The sequence below is a fragment of the Shewanella sairae genome (assembly GCF_023283535.1).
GTDB lineage: Bacteria > Pseudomonadota > Gammaproteobacteria > Enterobacterales > Shewanellaceae > Shewanella > Shewanella sairae.
This window is the reverse complement of sequence record NZ_JAKILT010000009.1, coordinates 100,067-122,043: the sequence shown is the minus strand read 5'-3', so window position 1 is coordinate 122,043 and position 21,977 is coordinate 100,067. Positions and strand designations below refer to the sequence as shown.

Annotated in this window: 17 protein-coding genes and 1 rRNA gene; 14 read left to right on the top strand and 4 right to left on the bottom strand. The window is 42.8% G+C overall.

The window, feature by feature from the left end:
- Positions 1-84 (top strand): 5S ribosomal RNA (rrf, locus tag L2748_RS24700); the annotation flags it as partial.
- A 356-nt stretch (positions 85-440) separates the two neighbouring features.
- Positions 441-1,715, top strand: a complete 1,275-nt coding sequence (locus L2748_RS05765) for a CinA family nicotinamide mononucleotide deamidase-related protein (RefSeq protein ID WP_220778510.1) — start codon at positions 441-443, stop codon at positions 1,713-1,715.
- Positions 1,716-1,797: 82 nt separating this feature from the next.
- Here L2748_RS05765 and L2748_RS05760 read toward each other — a convergent pair whose 3' ends face one another.
- From L2748_RS05760 to argE, 3 genes are all read right to left on the bottom strand, one after another.
- Complete coding sequence (locus L2748_RS05760) at positions 1,798-2,340, bottom strand: YceB family lipoprotein (RefSeq protein ID WP_220778508.1); 543 nt, start codon at positions 2,338-2,340, stop codon at positions 1,798-1,800.
- Positions 2,341-4,977 carry a phosphoenolpyruvate carboxylase gene (ppc, locus tag L2748_RS05755; RefSeq protein WP_220778507.1) on the bottom strand — a complete coding sequence of 879 codons (2,637 nt, stop codon included), beginning with the start codon at positions 4,975-4,977 and terminating at the stop codon, positions 2,341-2,343. It lies immediately after the preceding gene.
- A 166-nt stretch (positions 4,978-5,143) separates the two neighbouring features.
- A complete protein-coding gene (gene argE, locus L2748_RS05750) occupies positions 5,144-6,295 on the bottom strand; it encodes an acetylornithine deacetylase (RefSeq protein ID WP_220778503.1) in 1,152 nt (383 codons plus the stop codon).
- A gap of 276 nt (positions 6,296-6,571) precedes the next feature.
- On the opposite strand from argE, the gene argC reads away from it, so the two are divergent.
- From argC to argH, 5 genes are all read left to right on the top strand, one after another.
- Positions 6,572-7,564, top strand: coding sequence for an N-acetyl-gamma-glutamyl-phosphate reductase (gene argC / locus L2748_RS05745; RefSeq protein ID WP_220778502.1), 993 nt, complete (start codon positions 6,572-6,574; stop codon positions 7,562-7,564).
- Positions 7,565-7,577: 13 nt separating this feature from the next.
- Positions 7,578-8,390 (top strand): acetylglutamate kinase, encoded by an 813-nt coding sequence (argB, locus tag L2748_RS05740; RefSeq protein ID WP_220778501.1) that lies wholly within the window; start codon positions 7,578-7,580, stop codon positions 8,388-8,390.
- A 15-nt stretch (positions 8,391-8,405) separates the two neighbouring features.
- Entirely contained in the window at positions 8,406-9,311 is a 906-nt protein-coding gene (locus tag L2748_RS05735; protein WP_220778500.1) for an ornithine carbamoyltransferase, read from the top strand.
- Between the two features lie 68 nt (positions 9,312-9,379).
- The gene (locus L2748_RS05730; protein WP_220778497.1) at positions 9,380-10,618 is read left to right on the top strand and encodes an argininosuccinate synthase; all 1,239 of its coding nucleotides are present in this window, start codon (positions 9,380-9,382) and stop codon (positions 10,616-10,618) included.
- 110 nt (positions 10,619-10,728) lie between these two features.
- Entirely contained in the window at positions 10,729-12,096 is a 1,368-nt protein-coding gene (gene argH, locus L2748_RS05725) for an argininosuccinate lyase (RefSeq protein WP_220778493.1), read from the top strand.
- Between the two features lie 92 nt (positions 12,097-12,188).
- Here argH and L2748_RS05720 read toward each other — a convergent pair whose 3' ends face one another.
- Positions 12,189-14,738, bottom strand: a complete 2,550-nt coding sequence (locus L2748_RS05720) for a penicillin-binding protein 1A (protein ID WP_220778492.1) — start codon at positions 14,736-14,738, stop codon at positions 12,189-12,191.
- Positions 14,739-15,172: 434 nt separating this feature from the next.
- Between L2748_RS05720 and L2748_RS05715 the strand changes: the two genes are divergently transcribed.
- The 7 genes from L2748_RS05715 (at position 15,173) to aroB (ending at position 21,839) form a co-directional block, all read left to right on the top strand.
- Positions 15,173-16,252 carry a pilus assembly protein PilM gene (locus L2748_RS05715; protein WP_220778490.1) on the top strand — a complete coding sequence of 360 codons (1,080 nt, stop codon included), beginning with the start codon at positions 15,173-15,175 and terminating at the stop codon, positions 16,250-16,252.
- The gene (locus tag L2748_RS05710) at positions 16,240-16,821 is read left to right on the top strand and encodes a PilN domain-containing protein (RefSeq protein WP_220778488.1); all 582 of its coding nucleotides are present in this window, start codon (positions 16,240-16,242) and stop codon (positions 16,819-16,821) included. Before L2748_RS05715 ends, L2748_RS05710 begins: the two co-directional genes overlap by 13 nt.
- A complete protein-coding gene (locus L2748_RS05705) occupies positions 16,818-17,438 on the top strand; it encodes a type IV pilus inner membrane component PilO (protein ID WP_220778487.1) in 621 nt (206 codons plus the stop codon). The genes L2748_RS05710 and L2748_RS05705 overlap by 4 nt, the downstream gene beginning before the upstream one ends.
- A complete protein-coding gene (locus L2748_RS05700; protein WP_220778520.1) occupies positions 17,438-17,953 on the top strand; it encodes a pilus assembly protein PilP in 516 nt (171 codons plus the stop codon). Before L2748_RS05705 ends, L2748_RS05700 begins: the two co-directional genes overlap by 1 nt.
- Positions 17,954-17,974: 21 nt before the next feature.
- The gene (locus L2748_RS05695) at positions 17,975-20,026 is read left to right on the top strand and encodes a type IV pilus secretin PilQ (RefSeq protein ID WP_220778484.1); all 2,052 of its coding nucleotides are present in this window, start codon (positions 17,975-17,977) and stop codon (positions 20,024-20,026) included.
- A gap of 214 nt (positions 20,027-20,240) precedes the next feature.
- On the top strand, positions 20,241-20,756 hold the full coding sequence (aroK, locus tag L2748_RS05690) for a shikimate kinase AroK (protein WP_012279139.1): 516 nt from the start codon (positions 20,241-20,243) through the stop codon (positions 20,754-20,756).
- 3 nt (positions 20,757-20,759) lie between these two features.
- Entirely contained in the window at positions 20,760-21,839 is a 1,080-nt protein-coding gene (gene aroB, locus L2748_RS05685) for a 3-dehydroquinate synthase (RefSeq protein WP_220778483.1), read from the top strand.
- Positions 21,840-21,977: the final 138 nt, after the last annotated feature.

Sequence of the window (21,977 nt, the reverse complement as noted above, 5' to 3'; positions counted from 1 at the left end):
ATCCATTCCGAACTCAGAAGTGAAACGCAATATCGCCGATGGTAGTGTGGGGTCTCCCCATGTGAGAGTAGGTCATTTCCAGGCGCCAAATTATTCTCGAAAGAGAAGCGAGAAAGCCCGCTACGATGTAGCGGGTTTTTTTACGTCTGTCATTTATTAAATATCGTGCTATTTATAGGCAAAGCTTTGTCTATATCGAATGCTCCCTCCCTTTGCTAGACACCGGCTCTCTTTATTTACGCATTTTTAAGCTGTTAAAATCGATTTTAGGCAGCGTGCGCTCGCTGCTTTTATCTTTTTCTTCATTACGTAGCGTCGGTTTGATGTGAGTGATTGGTATTAATCATAATTGGTTATTGCTATTGTCTCTGAGCTTGCATATTTTAGCAGCATCAAAACGCTTTGAATTTTAAATTGCGACATCAGTTAAGGATGATCTAATGAAACTTGAAATGATTTGTACTGGCGAAGAGGTGTTAGCTGGGCAAATAGTTGACACTAATGCGGCTTGGTTTGCTAGTACAATGATGGAACAAGGGATTGAATGTCAGCGACGTGTCACTGTTGGAGATCGTTTAGAAGATCTCGTTGCGGTATTTCAAGAGCGCAGTAACGAAGCTGATATCATATTAGTTAATGGTGGCCTAGGGCCGACGAGTGACGATCTCTCTTCAGAGGCGATGGCATTAGCTAAAGGTGAGTCGTTAATAGAGAATAGGGAATGGAAAGAGCGCTTAGAAGCTTGGTTTGCCCGTAATGGGCGAGTGATGGCTGTAAGTAATCTTAAGCAGGCTTTATTACCTGAGTCGGCAATCATGATTGATAACCCAGTCGGTACCGCTTGTGGTTTTGCAGTTAAGCTCAATCGTGCTTGGCTTTTCTTTACACCTGGCGTGCCATTTGAGTTCAAGCAAATGGTCAAAGAGCAGTTTATTTCTTTTGTTAAGCAGCATTTCGATATCGATGGCGATGTGTCATTGCGAAAGTATTTAACCCTTGGTCGAGGTGAATCTTCATTAGCTGATGAGCTAGAAAAAATCGAGTTACCTAAAGGGATGACTATTGGCTATCGCAGCTCGATGCCACATATAGAAATTAAGCTGTTTGCCCGTGGCTACTTAGCTATTTCGCAACTCGATAAAATTGAAGCACAAATCCGCTTTTTACTTGGTAATGCAATCGTTGCTGATGAGAAAGTGAGTTTAGCTGCTGAAATCCATGAATTGATGCTCAGTGCTGGATTAAGTTTAAGTGTTGCTGAGTCATGCACTGGTGGCATGATAGCGAGCCAACTCATCGATTTCTCTGGAAGTTCATCTTATTTGCATCATGGCTTAGTGACCTACAGTAATGAGTCTAAAGTGAAGGTACTAGGCGTTAAGCCAGAAACCTTGGATGATCATGGGGCTGTTTCTATTGCTACTGTAGAAGAGATGGCCAAAGGCGCAAGAGCGATACTCGATAGTGATTTTGCTTTAGCGACTAGCGGCATTGCTGGTCCTACTGGCGGTACAGAGGATAAGCCTGTTGGAACGGTCGCAATTGCATTAGCGACAAAAGGTGCGGTTTACAGTCAGATGATTAAATTGCCTAGACGCTCTAGGGACTTAGTACGTAGCTTAAGTACCGCTGTAGCATTTGATATGTTGCGACGTGAACTATTAGGTGAGGCGGTTATTGTTGACTATGAATCGATAGGTCGCTTTAAAAAGTAATACGGCAATAGCAAGTTTTACAGATAATAAAAAGCAGGATCATTAGATCCTGCTTTTTAGAATTAAGGCCTATTTATAGACATTATTCGTCAAATACTAAAACTAACTTACCAGGTTTGACTTCAATTCTCTTGGTCATATCGGCGACTAGTGCTTGTTTAGACTCTTTCATGTCAACAACATATACAGGTTGTGTCTCGAGAAATTGAGTTAAAAAGCCCATTAGTTGTGGTGCGATAGAGCCAATAGCTTTTTCGATATCTTTTGGTGTTGATTCGACCTTTACTAATTGCAGGTTTCGCAAGTACACGCTGTGATTCGTTGCATCATACCAAGGCTCTGCTTCAAACTGGGTGACGAGATCGGCATTAATTGGCAACATAGGATTACGCACTCTGACTAAGGTTACAGCTGATACGCCCATAGTATCGGGCTTATCACCTAAGGTAACTTTTATATCATTGACGCGTAAATCTATACCAAAGATTTGATTGCCTTGTTTTACCTCAAAATGCATTTCGTTATTGAGGTAACCTTCTAGCTCTTTTTCTGTAATGCTGTATTGACTGACACAGCCAGTCAATAGCAGTATGGCGCTAGCAAGCGCAACTTTTAATAACTTCATTTAACCTGTATTTCTCATTCCTGCAGCAACACCTGCAATCGTTAGCATTAGCGCTAACTCAACATTCTGAGAAGATTGCTCCTCTCGGCGTGTTCTTGCAAGTAATTCTGCTTGTAGGAAGTTTAAAGGATCAATATATGGGTTTCTTAACTCAACTGATTCACGATTCCATGGAGTATGAGCCATTAGGCTTTCTGCTTGAGTCAGCTCTAATACCGCGGTAACTCCGGTAGCTAATCGCTCTCTAAGTTGAACACCTAAGTGATGTAGTTCTGTCGGCACTAAGCTGGTTTCGTAAAATTTAGATAAGTTAGGTTCTGCTTTAGCATAGACCATTTCTAACATAGAAATACGTGTGGTGAAGAACGGCCACTGTTTTTCCATCTCTTGTAGCAATGACAGTTCGCCTCTTTCCGTCGCAGCTTTTAGTGCTTCACCAGCGCCTAGCCAAGCAGGTAGCATTAAGCGGTTTTGCGACCAAGCAAAGATCCATGGGATCGCGCGTAGGCTTTCAATGCCGCCATCTACACGACGCTTTGCTGGGCGGCTACCGAGGGGGAGCTTGCCCAGCTCAACCTCTGGTGTTGCTGCACGGAAGTAAGATACAAAATCAGGCTCCTCACGCACCATAGCACGGTAAGCTTGCACTGAATCGCTAGCGAGGCGCTCCATGCATTCACGCCATTCAGGCTTAGGCTCTGGTGGAGGCAGCAAGGTGGCTTCCATTACTGCAGAGGTATATAGCGCAAGACTCTGTACAGCCAATTTTGGTAAGCCAAACTTGAAGCGTATCATCTCGCCTTGCTCTGTCACACGAATACGACCATCAACTGAGCCAGGAGGCTGAGATAAAATCGCTTGGTGAGCAGGTCCACCGCCTCGACCAATTGTGCCGCCGCGACCATGGAATAATGTTAGTTTGATATTGGCTTCTTGGCTAATCGCGACCAGCTTTTCTTGCGCTGTATATTGCGCCCATGCAGCCGCCATAACACCAGCATCTTTAGCTGAATCAGAGTAGCCGATCATGACTTCTTGTGTGCCTTTGGTATAGCCACGGTACCAGTCGATAGCAAATAATGTAGACATACAGGCTGATGCATTATTTAAGTCATCTAAGGTCTCAAATAAAGGCACTACACGAATTGGGTGTGGGCAGCCAGTTTCTTTTAGTAATAGCAATACTGCTAATACATCTGATGGCTGACTCGCCATAGAAATAACATACGAGCCCATTGCGCGTGCTGGTTGGTTGGCGACTAATCGGCAGGTTTTCACTACTTCCTCAACTTCAGCAGAGGCTTGCCAATTTGCTGGAATCAACGGACGCTTGCTAGAAAGCTCACGCAGCAAGAATGACTGCTTCTCGCTTTCATCCCAGTGAGCGTAATCGCCCATACCTAAGTAGCGTGTCAGCTCGGCAATAACATCGGCGTGACGTTGTGCATCTTGGCGTACATCGAGTCTCAGCATATGAATACCGAAACAAGCAATACGGCGTAGCATATCGAGCAGTAAGCCATTAGCAATTAAGCTCATGCCTTGGTCGCATAAGCTCTTATAAAGCATCATTAGCGGATCTTTTAGATCGCTTTCATGCCAAATAATCTCTTTTGGATTTACGTCCGGCTGATGTCCTTCAAGTTTTTCATTGAGGTAATCGATGGTTGTTCTAAGCTTTTTGCGCAGATCTCTAAGTACATCGCGGTATGGTTCACAGCTATTATTGGTATAGGCCAACAACTCGTCATTAGCGCCTTCCATTGATAACTCATTCACCAATAGCACAACATCTTTTAGATAAAGGCGCGCTGCAGTGTGACGGTTTCGATCAAGCACTTCTTGGGTTACTGTTGACGTGACAAATGGATTGCCGTCACGATCGCCGCCCATCCAACTTGAGAATCTCACTGGGGCGATATCGATAGGTAACTGGGTATTGGTGCGCTCTTCAACCTGCTGGTTGAGTTGACGTAGAAAGTCAGGAACTGCTTGCCATAAAGAGGCTTCAATTGTGCTTAAGCCCCAGCGCGCTTCATCAACAGGAGTTGGGCGCTCGTTACGGATTTCATTGGTATGCCAGATTTGCGCAATAAGCTGACGCAAACGCAAATGATGCTGTTTTTTCTCTTGCTCGGTAAGCTGAGTGTTTTCGAGTGCAGTTAATGAGTCGATTACAGCTGAGTATTTTTGAATTAAGGTACGACGAGAGATCTCAGTCGGGTGCGCCGTTAATACTAGATCAATATCGAGCGTCTTAAGACAAGCGAGTACTTTCTCTTGGTCGATGTTTCCACCGAGCATACGCCCCAATAGTTGTTCTACAGGGTCGGGTACACAAACTAGCTCGTCACAATTACGGCTAATGGTATGGAATTGCTCAGCGATATTCGCAAGATTTAAAAATTGGTTAAACGCTTTAGCAAAAGGAACTAGCTCATCATCGCTTAAAGAAGAAAGCAAAGTCAGCATCTCTGTACGAGACGCGTCATCGCCTTGGCGTGAGCTTTTTGCAAGATGACGGATCTGTTCAATTTTTTCTAGGAACGAGTCATCAAGATCGGTGCGGATTGTGTCACCTAAAATCTGCCCTAAGGTTCCAACGTTAGACCTTAGCGAGGCATACATGTCTACCATACGTGCTCCATATCGGTAAGCTAATCGATCACAATACCTAGCGGCGTTACGCTAGGCAATGGCCGAGATTAAAATATCCGGCTTGAATAGGCTTTATACCACTTTTTGAATATCAATCTTGTAGAGAGTATTCAATTTAGCCTATAAAGCGCCGAGAAATAACGATTTATTTTATACAGGCGTGATAAATCAGGTTTTTTAATAGATCTTTTGTGCGCGCAATATAGCTAAGATCTAAATATTCATCAGGTTGGTGTGCCTGCTCGATACTGCCGGGACCGAGTACCAAGGTTTGGCAACCTAGCTGGCTAATATAGGGAGCTTCGGTTGCGTAGTTAACGACTTCAGGCTGACTGTCGCTCAGCTCAGCTACCAGCTTGGTCCAGCTGCCGTCTTTGTTATCTGCAAAAGGCTCTGAGCCTGGGTATAAAGGCGCCACCTGAATAGCTCCTGGATACTCACTGCAAATAGGCGCTAAGTAATTGGCTACCAGTAGCTCTAAATCCGCTAAGGGTAAGCTTGGTATCGGTCGCAGATCGATATGTAAATCGCAGCAACCACAAATTCTATTCGCGGCGTCACCGCCATGAATATGGCCAAAGTTCATCGTTGGGTAGGGGACACTAAAAGCCTCTTCACGATAGTTATCAGCTAAGTGTTGTTTTAGTTTTAGCAGTTGCCCAGTGACTTTATGCATGACCTCGATGGCATTAAGGCCTTTGGCTGGATCAGACGAGTGACCACTGCGGCCAGTAACTCGGATGCCTTGAGTAAAGTGACCTTTATGCATATATACCGGTTTTAAGCTGGTGGGCTCACCAATAATTGCATAGTCCGGTGCAATCGACTTCGCAGCGGCAAATGCTTTAGCGCCATTCATGGTGGTTTCTTCATCGGCGCTGGCCAAGATATGCAACGGACGCTTAAATTTGTCCATAGGTAGCTCTTGTAATGCTGCTAACACTAACGCGAAAAAACCTTTCATGTCACAAGTGCCTAAGCCGTACCAACGATTATCTTTTTCAGTTAAGAGAAAAGGATCTTGGCTCCAACGCCCCTCATCAAAAGGCACTGTGTCGGTATGACCTGCTAAAAGTAACCCTCCCTTACCTTGACCGAATGATGCGACTAAGTTGTGTTTATTACGTGTATTGGCAACAGGAACGGATTGGCATTGCATACCGAGATCTGAGAACCAAGTATGCAGTAGTTCTATGACCGCTTTATTACTCATATCTTGATCAGCTTCAAGCGCACTAATCGACGGTGCTGCAATCAGTTGGCTAAAACTGTTTTTAATTTGTAGAAGTTTTTTCATTAAAAATACCTAAATATATATTCAAATATATTGCATAAATAATTTCTCGTGTTAGTCTATCAAACAGCTAAGGCAACTACCACAATTCAATGGTCTGTTTAATGAGAGTAATTATGTTCAATCTGGTTCAATTTATAGTAGTTAAGGTTATTTATACCCAATTCCTGCGACGATAGTCTTGTCATTAATGGTGTTCAGCCAGGGCTTAAGTTGTGCCCATTCTTTTTTTTCGTTGTGTCATCTAATTTCAAGATTAAGGTTTTAAAGTCATAGACTATGAAAAATATAGCCATTATTGGCGCTAGTGGATACACAGGCGCACAGATTACTTCTCTTATAAATGCCGAAGCGAATTTATCAATTCAAGGTCTTTATGTTTCTGAAAACAGCCTAGATAAAGGTAAGCCTCTATCTGAGCTTTACCCTACATATAGCCATATTTCGTTATGTCTAAATCCTCTTACTGAAGATGCAAAGCACACTATAGTTGCTACGGCTGATGCGGTTGTTCTCGCGACCGATCATGCCGTGAGTTTACATCTGGCTGCTTGGTTTTATCAGCAGGGCGTCGCGGTGTTTGATTTGAGTGGTGCGTACCGGTTTAGCGATGTGGCGCAATACCCTAAGTGGTATGGTTTTACTCATGAATACCCTGAAGTGCTGGCTGATGCTGTTTATGGTTTAGCTGAGTGGAATTGTGAGCAAATTGGCAAGAGTAAACTGATTGCGGTACCAGGTTGCTATCCAACAGCTTCATTGACTGCACTAAAGCCTATTGCACATCTGCTAACTGATGTTTTCCCGGTGATAAATGCGGTGAGTGGTGTCACTGGAGCAGGTAGAAAAGCGCAGCTTCATACCAGTTTTTGCGAAGTGAGTTTGACACCTTACGGTGTGCTTGGGCATAGACACCAACCTGAAATAGCGACTCAGTTAGGCCAAGAGGTGATTTTTACCCCTCATTTAGGTAATTTTAAACGCGGTATTCTTGCCACTATTACTGCCAAGCTCAAGTCTGGAACAAGCACTGATGATGTGGCTAAAGCCTTCCAATATTACGACTCTGCCGAGCTGGTCACTGTAAAACACAATCAATTTCCTAAGGTAGACGATGTGGTACAAACCGCGAATTGCCATTTAGGCTGGAAGTTTGATGAAGCAACAGGGTATCTCGTTGTTGCGAGCGCGATAGATAACTTAATGAAAGGGGCTGCAAGTCAAGCAATGCAATGCATAAAGATTCATTTTGATGTGCTAGCTGAGCAGTAAGGTGGAAAAGCATATGACTGAAACTCACGGAGTAAGCGCTCAAGTTAAGCCTGTGATGATCCTTAAGGTTGGTGGCGCATTATTACAATGCGAAATGGGCATGGCACGTTTAATGGAGGCTGCTGCAACCATTATTAGCCAAGGCCAACCACTGATTATGGTTCATGGTGGCGGTTGTTTGGTTGATGAACAGCTAAAAGCGAATGGTATGGAGTCGGAAAAGCTCGATGGTTTAAGGGTCACGCCTGAGCAGCATATACCTATTGTTGTTGGTGCGCTGGCCGGCACTTCAAACAAAGTACTGCAAGCCGCTGCAATAAAAGCCGGTATTACTTGCTTGGGTATGAGCCTTGGTGACGCGGACATGATGACTGCAAGGGTTAAAGACCCGCAGTTAGGGCTGGTGGGCGAAGTTACCCCAAATGATGCTAGCTACCTTAATTTTGTTTTATCAAAAGGCTGGATGCCTATCATCAGCTCAATTGCTATTAGCGACCAAGGTGAATTGCTTAACGTTAATGCTGATCAAGCAGCTACCGCATTGACGCAATTGGTATCTGGCTCTCTGGTGTTGTTATCGGATGTATCAGGTGTACTTGATGGTAAAGGGCAGTTAATTAGTAGCTTAAACCGGTCACAAGTTAATGAGTTAACCAAAATTGGTGTCATTGAGAAAGGCATGAAAGTCAAAGTAGAAGCTGCGTTAGACGTTGCTGAATCCATGGGACAAGCCGTACAGATTGCCTCTTGGCGGCAGGCACAACAATTAATCGCATTATGCCAAGGTGAAACCGTTGGCACCCAGATCCAACCACAAAATCAGTAATAGCGGAGCTATTTTATGCAACATTTACTATCGATTAAAGATCTTAGCCAGCAAGCGTTACTTGACCTATTGGCACTGGCACAAACGATTAAAGCTAACCCTGCCGAGTATAGAAATGCATTAGACGGTAAGAGCGTGGTGATGCTATTTGAAAAGCCATCGCTAAGAACCCGAGTGAGCTTTGATATTGGTATTAACAAGCTAGGTGGCCACTGCTTATATCTAGATCAGCAAAATGGCGCACTCGGTAAACGTGAACCTGTATCTGATTTTGCGGCCAATATCTCATGTTGGGCCGATGCGATTGTGGCGCGAACTTTTTTGCATTCAACCATTGAAGAGCTTGCTGAACACGGCACAGTGCCTGTGATTAATGCACTATCGGATCTTTATCACCCGTGCCAAGGCTTGGCTGATTTTCTGACGTTAACCGAACAATACGGCGACGTTAGCAAGGTAAAGCTTGCCTATGTAGGCGATGGCAACAATGTCACTCATTCATTGATGTTTGGCGCAGCAATTTTAGGGGCTCAACTTACGGTTATTTGTCCTCCGGGTCACTTTCCTGATGGCAAGGTAGTGTGTGAAGCGCAAGAGCTGGCGGCAAAGCATGGCGGTAAGCTGATTTTAAGTTCTGATATTGCAGCGATTGAAGATCACGATGCGATTTATACCGATACCTGGATTTCTATGGGCGATAGCGCATCGATGGAAGAAGTTGAAGCTAAATTTAAACCTTATCAAGTCAATGCTGAGTTGATGCAAAAAGCGGGTGCTAAACACTTTATGCACTGTTTACCCGCTTATCGTGAAGTGGAAGTGACAGCAGAGATTGTTGACGGTGAAGGCTCACTTATTTTGCATCAGGCTGAAAACCGTATGCATGCACAAAATGCGGTATTGGTAACGCTGTTAAGTTAATAATTTTATAAAAACAACCGTCAATTGGCGCTAGCGAATTGAGTACAAATCAGTAGTAGGAAAATAAAATGTCTAATCAAAATGCAGTATTAAATGCTCAGGCAGATATCAAAAAAGTCGTATTGGCGTATTCAGGTGGTTTAGATACCTCAGCGATTATTCCTTGGTTAAAAGAAACTTATAACAACTGCGAGATCGTGGCATTTTGTGCCGACGTGGGTCAGGGTGAAGCCGAGTTAGAAGGGCTATATGAAAAAGCCATCGCATCGGGTGCATCTGAATGCTATATCGTTGACCTAAAAGAAGAGCTGGTGGCCGATTATATTTACCCAACCATAGCGACAGGTGCTATTTACGAAGGTACTTACTTACTGGGTACTTCAATGGCGCGTCCAATTATTGCTAAAGCTCAGGTAGAGGTCGCACGTAAAGTGGGTGCAGATGCAGTTTGTCATGGTTGTACTGGTAAAGGTAATGATCAAGTGCGTTTCGAGGGCTGCTTTGCCGCGCTAGCGCCGGATCTAAAAGTGATTGCACCATGGCGTGAGTGGGAAATGGTGAGTCGTGAAGATCTACTTGATTACCTAGCTGAGCGTAATATTGCTACTTCGGCTTCGGCGACTAAGATCTATAGCCGCGACGCTAACGCATGGCATATTTCTCATGAAGGCGGCGAGTTAGAAGATCCATGGAACGAGCCTTCAAAAGGTGTTTGGACCATGACTGTTGCACCAGAAGATGCGCCTAATCAACCAGAGTATGTATCACTTGAGTTAGAGCAAGGCAAAGTCACCAAAGTTAATGGCGAAGCATTTAGCCCTTATAAAGCGCTGATGGTATTGAACGAAGTAGCCGGTGCTCACGGTGTGGGCAGAATCGATATTACAGAAAACAGACTCGTTGGCATGAAGTCACGTGGTTGTTACGAGACCCCTGGTGGCACGGTAATGTTTGCAGCATTGCGGGCGATAGAAGAGTTAGTACTTGATAAGACTAGCCGTGAATGGCGTGAGCAAGTGGGCGCGCAGATGGCGCATCTAGTTTATGACGGTCGTTGGTTTACGCCGCTATGTGAATCACTATTAGGCGCATCAAAGCCACTAGCAGATTTAGTTAATGGCGAAGTGGTGGTTAAGCTATATAAGGGCCATGCTAGCGTAGTGAAAAAACGTTCACCAAATAGCTTGTACTCAGAAGAGTTTGCCACTTTCGGTGCCGATGATGTGTATAACCAAAAAGATGCCGAAGGCTTTATTCGTCTGTATTCGCTTTCAAGCCGGATCAGAGCATTGCACCAGCAAAAGTAAGTAGAAATCCAATAAAAGTTAGTGAGCGCTAATACTAAGCAGTTAGCGCTTTAAAAGCATAGCGTTAAAGGCGGTTAATACCGCCTTATTAGATTGTAGAGGAAGTCAAAATGGCATTATGGGGCGGCAGATTTAGCCAAGAAAGCAGCGCACTGTTTAAACTTTTTAACGACTCATTACCGGTAGACTTCCGCCTTATTGAGCAAGATATTATTGGCTCAATCGCTTGGGCGAGTGCTATTACTCAGGTGGGTATTCTTACCGAACAAGAGTGCAGTGAATTACATAAAGCACTTAATGAGTTGCTGGGTGAAACCATAGATAATCCGCAGTTGATTATTGCCTCGGGTGCAGAAGATATTCATAGCTTTGTAGAGCAGTCGCTTATCGCTAAAGTCGGTGACTTAGGCAAGAAGCTGCATACCGGGCGTTCGCGTAACGATCAGGTTGCTACGGATCTTAAGCTTTGGTGTAAAAAAGAAGGTGGTCAGTTACTTGGGTTGCTCACAAAGTTAAGGACGGCATTAATTGACTTAGCTGAGCGTGAGTTAGATGCGGTTATGCCGGGCTATACACATTTGCAAAGAGCGCAGCCCGTCGTATTTGGTCATTGGTGCTTAGCGTATGTTGAGATGTTTGAGCGAGACATAAGCCGTTTACAGGATGCCTTAAAGCGCGCTGATACTTGTCCACTGGGTACCGGGGCATTAGCTGGCACTGCGTATCCAATGGATAGAGTGAAGCTGGCACAATCGCTAGGTTTTGCATCACCAACCTTAAACAGTTTAGATACAGTGTCTGATAGAGATCATGTGATTGAGATCTGTAGTGATGCTTCTATCAGTATGATGCATTTAAGCCGTATGGCTGAAGATCTGATCTTCTTTAACAGTGGTGAAGCAGGCTTTATCGATCTTGATGATGAAGTGACTTCAGGCTCTTCACTGATGCCACAAAAGAAAAACCCAGATGCATTAGAGTTGATTAGAGGTAAAACAGGCCGTGTATATGGCAGCTTAATGGGGATCTTAACCACCATGAAGGCGTTGCCACTTGCTTACAATAAAGATATGCAAGAAGACAAAGAAGGCTTGTTTGATGTAATGGACAGCTGGTCAATTTGCTTAGAGATGGCAGCGTTAGTATTGAGTGGCTTAAAAGTGAATCGCGAAAAGACTCTTAGCGCAGCAAAGCAAGGTTATGCCAATTCAACCGAATTAGCGGATTACTTAGTGGCTAAAGGTATGCCGTTTAGAGAAGCGCATCATGTTGTAGGTGAAGCGGTTGTAAGCGCGATTGCCAAGCAAACACCGCTAGAAGATTTAACCCTAGAAGAGTTACAAGCATTTAGTCCTGTGATTGAAGCAGATGTATATGATTGTCTAACGATCGAGTCTTGTTTAGCTAAGCGTGAAGCTTTAGGTGGGACTTCATTACCTCAAGTAAAGAGTGCATTAGCAACTAAACAAGCGAGTTAACTCGAAGTATTACTCTTGAATTAGAGCAAAAAATGCGGTTGTAGCTAAAGCTATAACCGCATTTTTATAGGTACGCTTTGAGGACTTAACCCTTATTGGAATAAGTCTTCTTCAGTTTTATCAATGAAGATGTCGCTATTGTCTTCTTGATCTGTCACATACTCGGTTGGCTCAGTACCAGAAATAAAGTACTCAAACTTACTGGTGTAATCCGTTTTGCGGGTAAGTTTACCGGTCGCTAAATCGATTCGGGCAGACACAATACCTTCAGGCGGCGATGTTGGTACCTCAGGTGTTCCAGATAGCGCATCTTTCATAAACTCGTTCCAACCAGGGCCTGCTGTTTTAGCACCCGCTTCAGCGAGTGATATTTGATCTTTAGCGCCATTAGCATTCCAGCTTGTACGGCCAAGTTCCTGACTATGGTCATCAAATCCAACCCAAACTGTAGTGGCAAGTTTTGGGTTAAAGCCACTGAACCAGGTATCACGGGATTCATTGGTGGTACCTGTTTTACCTGCAATATCACGACGCTTCACCACTCGTGCAGCGCGCCATGCGGTACCGTTCCAGCCGGCACCTTTACTCCAGTCTCCGCCCCCCCAAATTACACTCTTTAGTGCTTCAGTAATTAAAAATGCTGTTTGCTCTGAGATAATCTGTGGCGCATAACGTGCATCTTCGTCACCACATTGCAATGTGTCGTCTATTTCGGGTAATTGCTCTAAGGGCGTAGTGCTAGCTTGAAGCTCATGAGCCATTGCGGCAAATGGATCGTCGCTAATAACAGGCTCTGCAACTGGCGGTTTACAAGCGAGTGTCGGGTTGGCTTCTTCTACGATATCTCCGTTGGCAGTTTCTACTCGTTGAATAAAGTATGGCTCAACAAGGAAGCCACCATTAGCAAACACTGAAAATGCAGTAACAACCTGCAGTGGTGTTACCGATGGTGATCCCAATGCAATTGACTCATTACGGGGTAGATCTGCTGGATCAAAACCAAATTTAACTAATTCAGCGATTGTTGCATCAAGCCCTGCATAACGCATGGCTCTAACAGACATGACGTTAATTGATTGCGCTAAACCAACACGAAGACGAGTAGGGCCACCATAAACATCGGGCGAGTTTTTAGGGCGCCACGCAGTGCCTTGTCGTGTATCTGGCTCGTTGATAGGTGCATTATTGATCAAGGTCGCAAGGGTATAGCCTTTCTCCATAGCCGCACTGTAAATAAACGGTTTAATGTTAGAGCCTAACTGACGTTTAGCTTGGGTCACACGGTTATACTGGCTAGTGTAGAAGCTAAATCCACCCACTAAGGTGCGGATGGCACCATCGTGAGGTTCAAGTGATACGAGTGCACTGGCAACCAATGGTACTTGGCTTAGCTGCCAGAAGTCGCCATTGTTACGGATCCAAATCTGCTCACCTGGCTTTAATATATCTGCAGCCAGCTTCGGTGCCTTACCTTGGCGTTTATTAGTAATAAACTTGCGTGCCCACTTAATACCATCCCATGGTAGCTCAATGGTTTCGCCTTTGGCATTCATTACACTGGCAGTTTGCTCGTTAACTGCAAGGACTGCAGCCGGGAACATACCTTGGAATGCACCTGTTTGTTTAAGCTTGGCGGTAATCTCTTCTGGTTCTAGTGCCGTTGTGTTCCACAATTCTTTAACTCGGCCACGGTAGCCATGCCGTTCATCGTATGAATAAACGTTATTGCGCAGCGCTTTTTGAGCATCGAGTTGCAGCTTAGAATCAACGGTAGTGTAGATGTCATAACCGCCAGTGTAAGCTTCTTCTTCGCCAAGTTTCGCAACTAAATAGTCACGAGCCATTTCTGAAATATAAGGAGCATAAAGATCGATTACTGCGCCATGGTATTTAGCGGTAATAGGGCTTTCCAGTGCAGCTTGATATTCAGAGCTATTAATATAACCCACTTCATTCATACGCATTAAAACGACATTGCGACGGGCTTTAGCGCGAGCTTTTGACGTAATAGGGTTTAGTGTTGATGGCGCTTTAGGTAAACCAGCTATTACAGCCATCTCAGGTAGGGTGAGTTCGCTGACTTCTTTGCCGTAATAAACTTGTGCTGCAGCACCGACACCATAGGCACGTTGACCTAAATAGATACGATTAACATATAGTTCAAGAATTTCATCTTTGGTGAGTAGCTGTTCGATATGAATTGAGATAAAAATCTCTTTTACTTTACGAATGATGGTTTTATCGCGAGTTAAAAAGAAGTTACGCGCGACCTGCATGGTAATGGTACTTGCACCTTGCTTTTTTTCGCCTGTTGCAAGCATCACTGATGCAGCACGAATAATACCGATAGGATCAATACCTTTATGCTCATAAAAACGTGCATCTTCGGTAGCGATAAATGCTTGTAATAGAGGCTTGGGTACCTCTTCAAGCTTTAGTGGAATACGGCGCTTTTCACCGAACTGCGAAATGAGTTTTCCGTCACTGCTATAGATGCGAAGCGGCGTTTGTAGCTTTACAGTCTTTAGCGTTGTGACATCAGGTAGATCCGGAAGCACATAAAAGTAAGCCGCAATAATTGCAGCAATACCAAGTAAGCCTAGGCTAAAGAAAGCTATAAAAAGTCGTTTTAACCACTTCACCACATTATTCCAAGAATTAAACTAAGAGCAATAGTATATAAGCCATGGCGGAAATGGTGAAGTCTTGTCGCTTTATTTTGGTCATGCTTTTGACTGAAAAATAACAACGGGTAAGTTTTCTTTGGTTGCTTTTTTGCTTTCGGCAATCGTTACTTTTAAATTCTTGATTTTTCACTGGCACGGGTTCCGGTGCTTTAAACCATAAAGTCTTTATATCAAAGCTATTTATGCTATTTCCTTGTAAGCAATCTAATTATTTTAAAATTACAAGTCGTCGAAAGGACTAGGAATAATAGTTATAACTAAGTAATTAATATTGGCGTTTAAAAAAAGGTGTTTGTAAAATGTCGAAACATTTTGTACAAATAACTGTAACGAGTTGATTCTGTGCTAATCTACTGTGGATAAAATAATGATAAAAGTGACTTTGGACTATGCTTTCTAATTTTTGGAAGCGTCAAGCGCCGCAGATGGTTGGGATTGATATAGGATCCCACGAAGTAAAAGCTATATTGCTGAGCAAGACTGCTGATGGATTTAAAATAATAAGCCATGCCGCGACTCCTTTAAAGAAAGGAGCAGTTAATGATCATGAAATTCGTGATAGTGATGCTGTTGTTGATGCGTTGAAACAAATTAAGCGGATTCTACCTAAGTCGACTAATTTTGCCGCTGTTGCGGTGTCTGGGTCAGCGGTTATGACTAAAGTTATCTACATGGATTCAGCTTTAAGTGAAGAAGAGATGGAAGCTCAAATTGAAATTGAAGCTGATAATCTTATCCCTTATTCACTTGATGAGGTCAATATCGACTTTGAAAAGTTAAGTCAAAATAGTACAGACCCAAGTAAAGTTAATGTATTACTCAGTGCTTGTAGATCCGAAAATATTGATAGTTTGATCGATTCACTTGAAGCCGTAAATTTGGAAGCCAAAGTTGTTGACGTTGAAGGCTATGCACTCGGGCGATCTTTCGATGTTATAGCAAAACAACTTCCTGAAAACCTTGACGACAAAGTTGTTGCAATGGTTGATATCGGCGCCAACATTACTACTTTTTCCGTTGTGGAAAATGGGGAAACTACTTTTGTCCGCGAACAAGCATTTGGCGGCGAGCAGTTTACTCAATCCATTTTGTCATTTTACGGCATGACTTATGAACAAGCAGAAAAAGCTAAATTAGAAGGCGATTTGCCACGTAATTATGTATTTGAAGTTCTTTCACCTTTCCAAACTCAATTGTTACAACAAATTAAAAGGACATTGCAGATCTACTGTACATCAAGTGGTCGCGATAAAGTTGACCATATTGTACTTTGTGGCGGCACATCTACACTTGAAGGTATGGTCAATCTAATGATTAATGAATTGGGTGTTCCAACGATTATTGCTGACCCGTTTAAAGGGTGTTTGTACGCTGATGAAGAAATAAAAAATTATCTACAACCTCAGATTAACAAGTATATGTTGGCATGTGGCTTAGCATTAAGGAGTTACTCTGAATGGCGAACATAAACTTATTACCTTGGCGTGAAGAAGCAAGAGAGAAGCAGAAACGGGACTATACAGGGGTTTTAGCTTTAGTTTTTCTTGTTTCAGGTCTTGCTGTATACCTCTTTTTATTGGCTGTCGATATGTTTATTGACGATCAAAGAAGTCGAAATGGATATTTGCAGTCAGAAATTCAGCTTTTAGAGTCTCAAATTTCAGAGATAACCCAGATTCGAACTCGTAAGAAAGATATTGAAAGACGTACAGAGATTATTCTTGATTTGCAACAGTCTAGAAACTTACCCACTCATGTTTTAGATGAACTTGTACGTGTTGTTCCGCCGGGGATTTACTTATCAAGTATTGAAAAGAAAGGCAGCTTATTGTGGATTGAAGGACGTAGTGAGTCTAATAATAACGTTGCGAATATGATGAGAAAAGTTGCAGCTTCTTCTTGGTTACACGATCCTAATATGCAATCAATTGTCGCTCAAAATGAAGAGCTGAGACAGCTTCAACGGTTTACCTTGAGGGTGACTATATTGAATCATTCTGAAAATACAGATGACAAAGTAAAAGGGGCGAGCAGATGAACCTCGATTTGAGTCAGTTTAATGATATTGACTTTGAAAACATCGGTGCTTGGCCACAGTTAGTTAAAACCGTATTCGCAGTGATGCTGTCTGTTTGTGTTTTCATTGCGAGCTATTTTTTATTTATCTCGGAATCCTTAGATGTTTTAAATGCTGAGGAACAGAAAGAATTACAGTTAAAGTCAGACTTTAAATCAAAATACCAGTTGGCGGCTAATCTAAAGCTTTATCGCGAGCAGTTAGCCATTATGGAAGTTCAATTTGCTGAACTTTTAAAAATGCTGCCCTCAAAAAACGAAATGCCAGGTTTACTGGATGATATTACGTTTGTTGCAACAGATTCGGGTTTGAGTATTAAGAGTCTGGACTGGGACTCTGAGATAACTCGAGACTTTTATTTAGAGTTTCCGATCAAAATGGTCGTAAGTGGTAACTACCATGAGCTAGGTCATTTAGTGGAGGGTGTTGCTAAGTTACCACGCATAGTCAGTTTGCATGATTTCGTTATCAAGAGAAACGAATCAGGCGAATTAGGCATGGATATTTTCGCTAAAACTTACCGCTTTAAAGAAGGCGCAGAGATACCTGTATCCGGGCAGCAGGGAGTATCAAAGTGATTAGGATAGGTTTACTTATAATTATCAGTTTAATACTTACTGGTTGCCTTGGTGATAAGAGCGATCTAGAACTATTTGTCACGACAACGAAAGCTCAGCATGTTGCCCATATTCCGCCGTTAAAAGAAACGCCTAAATTTGAACATTTTACTTATCAAGCTGATTTAATGCGTAGCCCATATGTGCCGCCATCAAGAGAGTTAACCGAGGAAGTGATTGACACGACTAAAGATTGCCTGCAGCCAGATCTTAAGCGGCGAAAAGGTAGATTGGAAACATATGCTTTAGATAATTTAAAAATGCGCGGTACCTTGAGTGAAAAGCAGAATATTTGGGCGTTACTTGAGACCAATGACGGTAGTGTTTATCGTCTAGGTGTGGGGCAGTATTTGGGACTTTATCATGGCAAAATTGCCGAAGTTACGCAAAGCACGGTAGAAATAATAGAGTTGATCCCAGATGGGTCTGGATGCTGGACAGAACGGTTTAGCAGTATGGAATTGACCGGGGAATAATAAGAGATGACTGAGGGAATAATGAGATCTTTAACCACGCTAAAAACCAATTATAGGGATGTGTCATTATTTAAGATAATGATTGGTTTTGCCTTGATCCTCGGCATGATTCCGTATTCATATGCGTCAAACAGACTTGTGGATATAAAGTATCATGCTGTAGTAGATCAGCAACTCGAGCTACAACTGATTTTTGAAAATGATATTGAAGCTCCAGTGATAGATCTTAATGCTGATCCCGCCCAAATTATTTTAGGTTTTAGCGATAGTATTTCTGCTTTAGAAAAGCAAACCTTACCGATAAAGACCGCTGGAGTAGAAACTGTTAGTACAGTCCCTAATGGCAGTGCATTACAAATATTTGTTGGTCTGGAAAACGTTAAGCCATACCAAGGTAAAGTTATTGGTAACACGTATCGTTTAACCATTAATGATGAGGTTTCGAGCCAAAATGAAGACCTTGATAATCCATTCGTTAACAGTATTGAAAAGATTGATTTTCGTCGGACCCCAGATGGCGGTGGAGAATTATTAATTAATTTAAATAATGATTCAGTTGCTGCAAACGTTGAGCAGGTGGGCGCGAAACTTGAGTTAAAGCTTTATAACACAGACATAAATAGTGATTTTCTCTATGTGATGGATGTTTATGACTTTGCTACGCCAGTAAAAAGTTTTGAAACTTTTAAGGAAGATTTAACTGCTCGTTTTCTTATCGATATTGATGGCAATTATGAATATAACTACCAGCAAGAAGGAAGTTTGTTTAAGTTGATAATGAAAAAGGTTGAGCGAATGAACCTTGTTAAGGAAGAGAAAAAATACGATGGTCGTTCTCTTTCTTTAAACTTTCAAAATATCTCAGTAAGAACGGTACTGCAGATTATTGCTGACTATAATAATTTCAACTTGGTGACCAGCGATACGGTTGAAGGAGACATTACTTTACGTCTTGATGATGTGCCTTGGGATCAAGCTCTTGACCTTATTTTACAAGCTAAGGGCTTAGATAAGCGTATTGAAGGTAATATCTTGATGATTGCGCCGAGCGAAGAGATAGCTATTCGTGAAAGCCAAGAACTGAAAAATAAGCAAGAAGTTAAGGAGCTGGCTCCTTTGTATTCTGAATACCTGCAAATAAATTATGCTAAGGCAAAGGATATTGCGGCATTGTTGAAAGGTGAAGATTCAAGCCTATTAAGTGCTCGTGGTAGCGTTGCGGTAGATGAGCGTACCAATACCTTGTTGGTGAAAGACACCGAAGAAATTTTAGAAAATGTTCATCGGTTAATTGAAGTACTGGATATTCCAATTAAGCAGGTGCTGATTGAAGCCAGAATGGTAACGGTCAAAGATGATATTTCTGAAGACCTAGGTGTTCGTTGGGGCGTAACAGATCAACAAGGCGATAAAGGTACCTCGGGCAGCCTAGAGGGCGCTAACGATATTGCCAATGGTATCATTCCGAGTATTGGTGATCGTTTGAACGTTAATCTTCCTGCCGCAGTGGCTAATCCTACAAGTATCGCGTTTCATGTTGCTAAATTGGCTGATGGTACAGTGTTGGATCTAGAGCTTAGTGCGTTAGAGCAAGAAAATAAGGGTGAGATTATCGCAAGCCCACGTATTACCACCTCTAACCAAAAGGCGGCCTTTATTGAGCAGGGGGTTGAAATCCCTTATGTAGAAGCGAGTTCAAGTGGTGCAACGACAGTTACTTTCAAAAAGGCTGTACTGTCATTACGTGTTACGCCCCAAATTACACCTGATAATCGCGTGATTTTAGACTTAGAGATTACTCAAGATTCTCAGGGTAAAACAGTTGATACCCCAACAGGGCAAGCAGTTTCGATCGACACTCAGAGAATTGGCACTCAAGTGCTGGTGGATCACGGTGAGACAATTGTACTGGGTGGTATCTACCAGCAGCAAATGATTAGCCGTGTTAGCAAGGTACCCTTGTTAGGAGATATCCCTTATTTAGGCTTTATGTTTAGAAACACCTCTGATCAGAATGAGCGCCAAGAGTTGCTGATTTTTGTGACGCCAAAAATAGTTTCAGAAGCGCTATAAAATAATCGAGCAGATAAAGCTAGTGTTTAACGCTAGCTTTATCGTTTTGCATGATACATTTTTGATAGAAATGCATTCCCCGCTTGCCATAGATGGCATTTAGCTGAGATAATCAGCGGTCAAGTCTCAATAGAGCAAGGTAAGATTAAAGGTCAACTCCGTTTATTTGAGTTGACATAGGCAAACTTAAATAAGATTCAGACGTATAAATCAAATGGCCGAGAAACGTAATATTTTCCTAGTAGGCCCTATGGGGGCTGGTAAAAGCACTATAGGCCGTCATCTGGCACAGATGCTGCACTTAGAGTTCCACGATTCAGATCAAGAAATTGAAAGCCGCACCGGTGCTGACATTGCTTGGGTTTTTGATGTTGAAGGTGAAGAGGGTTTCCGCAACCGTGAAACACAGGTTGTTGCTGATCTAACCGAAAAGCAGGGTATTGTTTTAGCAACTGGCGGTGGTTCAATCCAAAGCAAAGAGATCCGTAATAATCTTTCTGCTCGCGGCATCGTTGTTTACTTAGAAACAACGATTGATAAGCAAGTTGCACGTACGCAAAGAGATAAGCGTCGTCCATTGCTTCAAGTTGACGACCCAAGAGAAGTGCTAGAAAACCTAGCTGAGGTACGTAATCCTCTATATGAAGAGATTGCAGACGTCATCGTTAAGACTGATGAGCAAAGTGCCAAAGTTGTAGCAAACCAAATTATTGAACAGTTAGGTTTTTAAGATATGACGAAACAAGTTCTGGTTGAACTCGGAGAGCGTAGTTACCCAATTGAAATTGGCCAGAATTTGTTTTGTAGTAGCGAGCCTTTGGCTCGCTATCTGCAACATAAGAACATCCTAATCGTCACTAACGAAACGATAGCGCCTCTATACCTTGAAAAGGTACAAGCTATGCTGTCGGCTTTCGCCTGCGTTACGCCCGTGATTCTACCCGATGGTGAGCAATACAAAACCCTTGAGCAGATGAACTCGATCTTCACATCATTGTTAGAGCAAAATTTAGGCCGTGATACGGTTTTAATTGCACTAGGTGGTGGTGTGATTGGCGATATGACAGGTTTTGCGGCTGCAAGTTATCAGCGTGGTGTGGATTTTATTCAAATCCCAACAACACTGTTATCTCAAGTCGATTCGTCTGTTGGTGGTAAAACGGCAGTTAATCACCCATTAGGCAAAAATATGATAGGTGCTTTCTATCAGCCTAAATGTGTATTAATTGACACTGATTGCTTAAGTACCTTACCTAAGCGTGAGTTTGCTGCCGGCATGGCTGAGGTAATTAAGTACGGTGTTATTTGGGACGCTGATTTTTTTCAATGGCTTGAAAATAATGTTGAGGCATTACAGTCATTAGATAAAAATGCGCTTGAATATGCCATTGGCCGCTGCTGTGAAATCAAAGCTGAAGTGGTTCAAAAAGACGAAACAGAACAAGCCGTTCGAGCATTACTCAATCTCGGGCATACCTTTGGCCATGCCATCGAAGCCGAAATGGGCTACGGGGTGTGGTTACATGGTGAGGCTGTATCTGCTGGCACAGTCCTTGCTGCAATCACCTCTAACAAGCTTGGGTTAGTTGATGAGTCAATTGTTTGTCGGATAACTGCACTGTTAGCCGCATTCGATCTACCTACCTCAGCCCCAGAATCGATGGATTTTGAACAATTCATTAAGCATATGCGCCGCGACAAGAAGGTGCTTAAAGGTCAGCTACGACTTATTTTACCTGAAGGCATTGGCCAAGCAGGGATCTACAGTGACGTGACCGATGAGCTACTGGAAGAGGTTATCAACTGCGCATAAACTATGTCGCAGGTGATCAGTGAACGCAAAATCAAAAGTTAAAGTGCACTTCGCTCAGGTTATGAACTTGCTTCATAGGCCGATTTTTATGTTACCCCATAAATGGTTTAAAGCACGCAGACTTAAAATCTGTTGCTG

Bases quoted from the DNA above. Each gene is read 5' to 3' on its own strand.
- L2748_RS05765 (WP_220778510.1), top strand. From the start codon at position 441: ATGAAACTTGAAATGATTTGTACTGGCGAAGAGGTGTTAGCTGGGCAA.
- L2748_RS05760 (WP_220778508.1), bottom strand. From the start codon at position 2,340: ATGAAGTTATTAAAAGTTGCGCTTGCTAGCGCCATACTGCTATTGACT.
- ppc (WP_220778507.1), bottom strand. From the start codon at position 4,977: ATGGTAGACATGTATGCCTCGCTAAGGTCTAACGTTGGAACCTTAGGG.
- argE (WP_220778503.1), bottom strand. From the start codon at position 6,295: ATGAAAAAACTTCTACAAATTAAAAACAGTTTTAGCCAACTGATTGCA.
- argC (WP_220778502.1), top strand. From the start codon at position 6,572: ATGAAAAATATAGCCATTATTGGCGCTAGTGGATACACAGGCGCACAG.
- argB (WP_220778501.1), top strand. From the start codon at position 7,578: ATGACTGAAACTCACGGAGTAAGCGCTCAAGTTAAGCCTGTGATGATC.
- L2748_RS05735 (WP_220778500.1), top strand. From the start codon at position 8,406: ATGCAACATTTACTATCGATTAAAGATCTTAGCCAGCAAGCGTTACTT.
- L2748_RS05730 (WP_220778497.1), top strand. From the start codon at position 9,380: ATGTCTAATCAAAATGCAGTATTAAATGCTCAGGCAGATATCAAAAAA.
- argH (WP_220778493.1), top strand. From the start codon at position 10,729: ATGGCATTATGGGGCGGCAGATTTAGCCAAGAAAGCAGCGCACTGTTT.
- L2748_RS05715 (WP_220778490.1), top strand. From the start codon at position 15,173: ATGCTTTCTAATTTTTGGAAGCGTCAAGCGCCGCAGATGGTTGGGATT.
- L2748_RS05710 (WP_220778488.1), top strand. From the start codon at position 16,240: ATGGCGAACATAAACTTATTACCTTGGCGTGAAGAAGCAAGAGAGAAG.
- L2748_RS05705 (WP_220778487.1), top strand. From the start codon at position 16,818: ATGAACCTCGATTTGAGTCAGTTTAATGATATTGACTTTGAAAACATC.
- L2748_RS05695 (WP_220778484.1), top strand. From the start codon at position 17,975: ATGAGATCTTTAACCACGCTAAAAACCAATTATAGGGATGTGTCATTA.
- aroK (WP_012279139.1), top strand. From the start codon at position 20,241: ATGGCCGAGAAACGTAATATTTTCCTAGTAGGCCCTATGGGGGCTGGT.
- aroB (WP_220778483.1), top strand. From the start codon at position 20,760: ATGACGAAACAAGTTCTGGTTGAACTCGGAGAGCGTAGTTACCCAATT.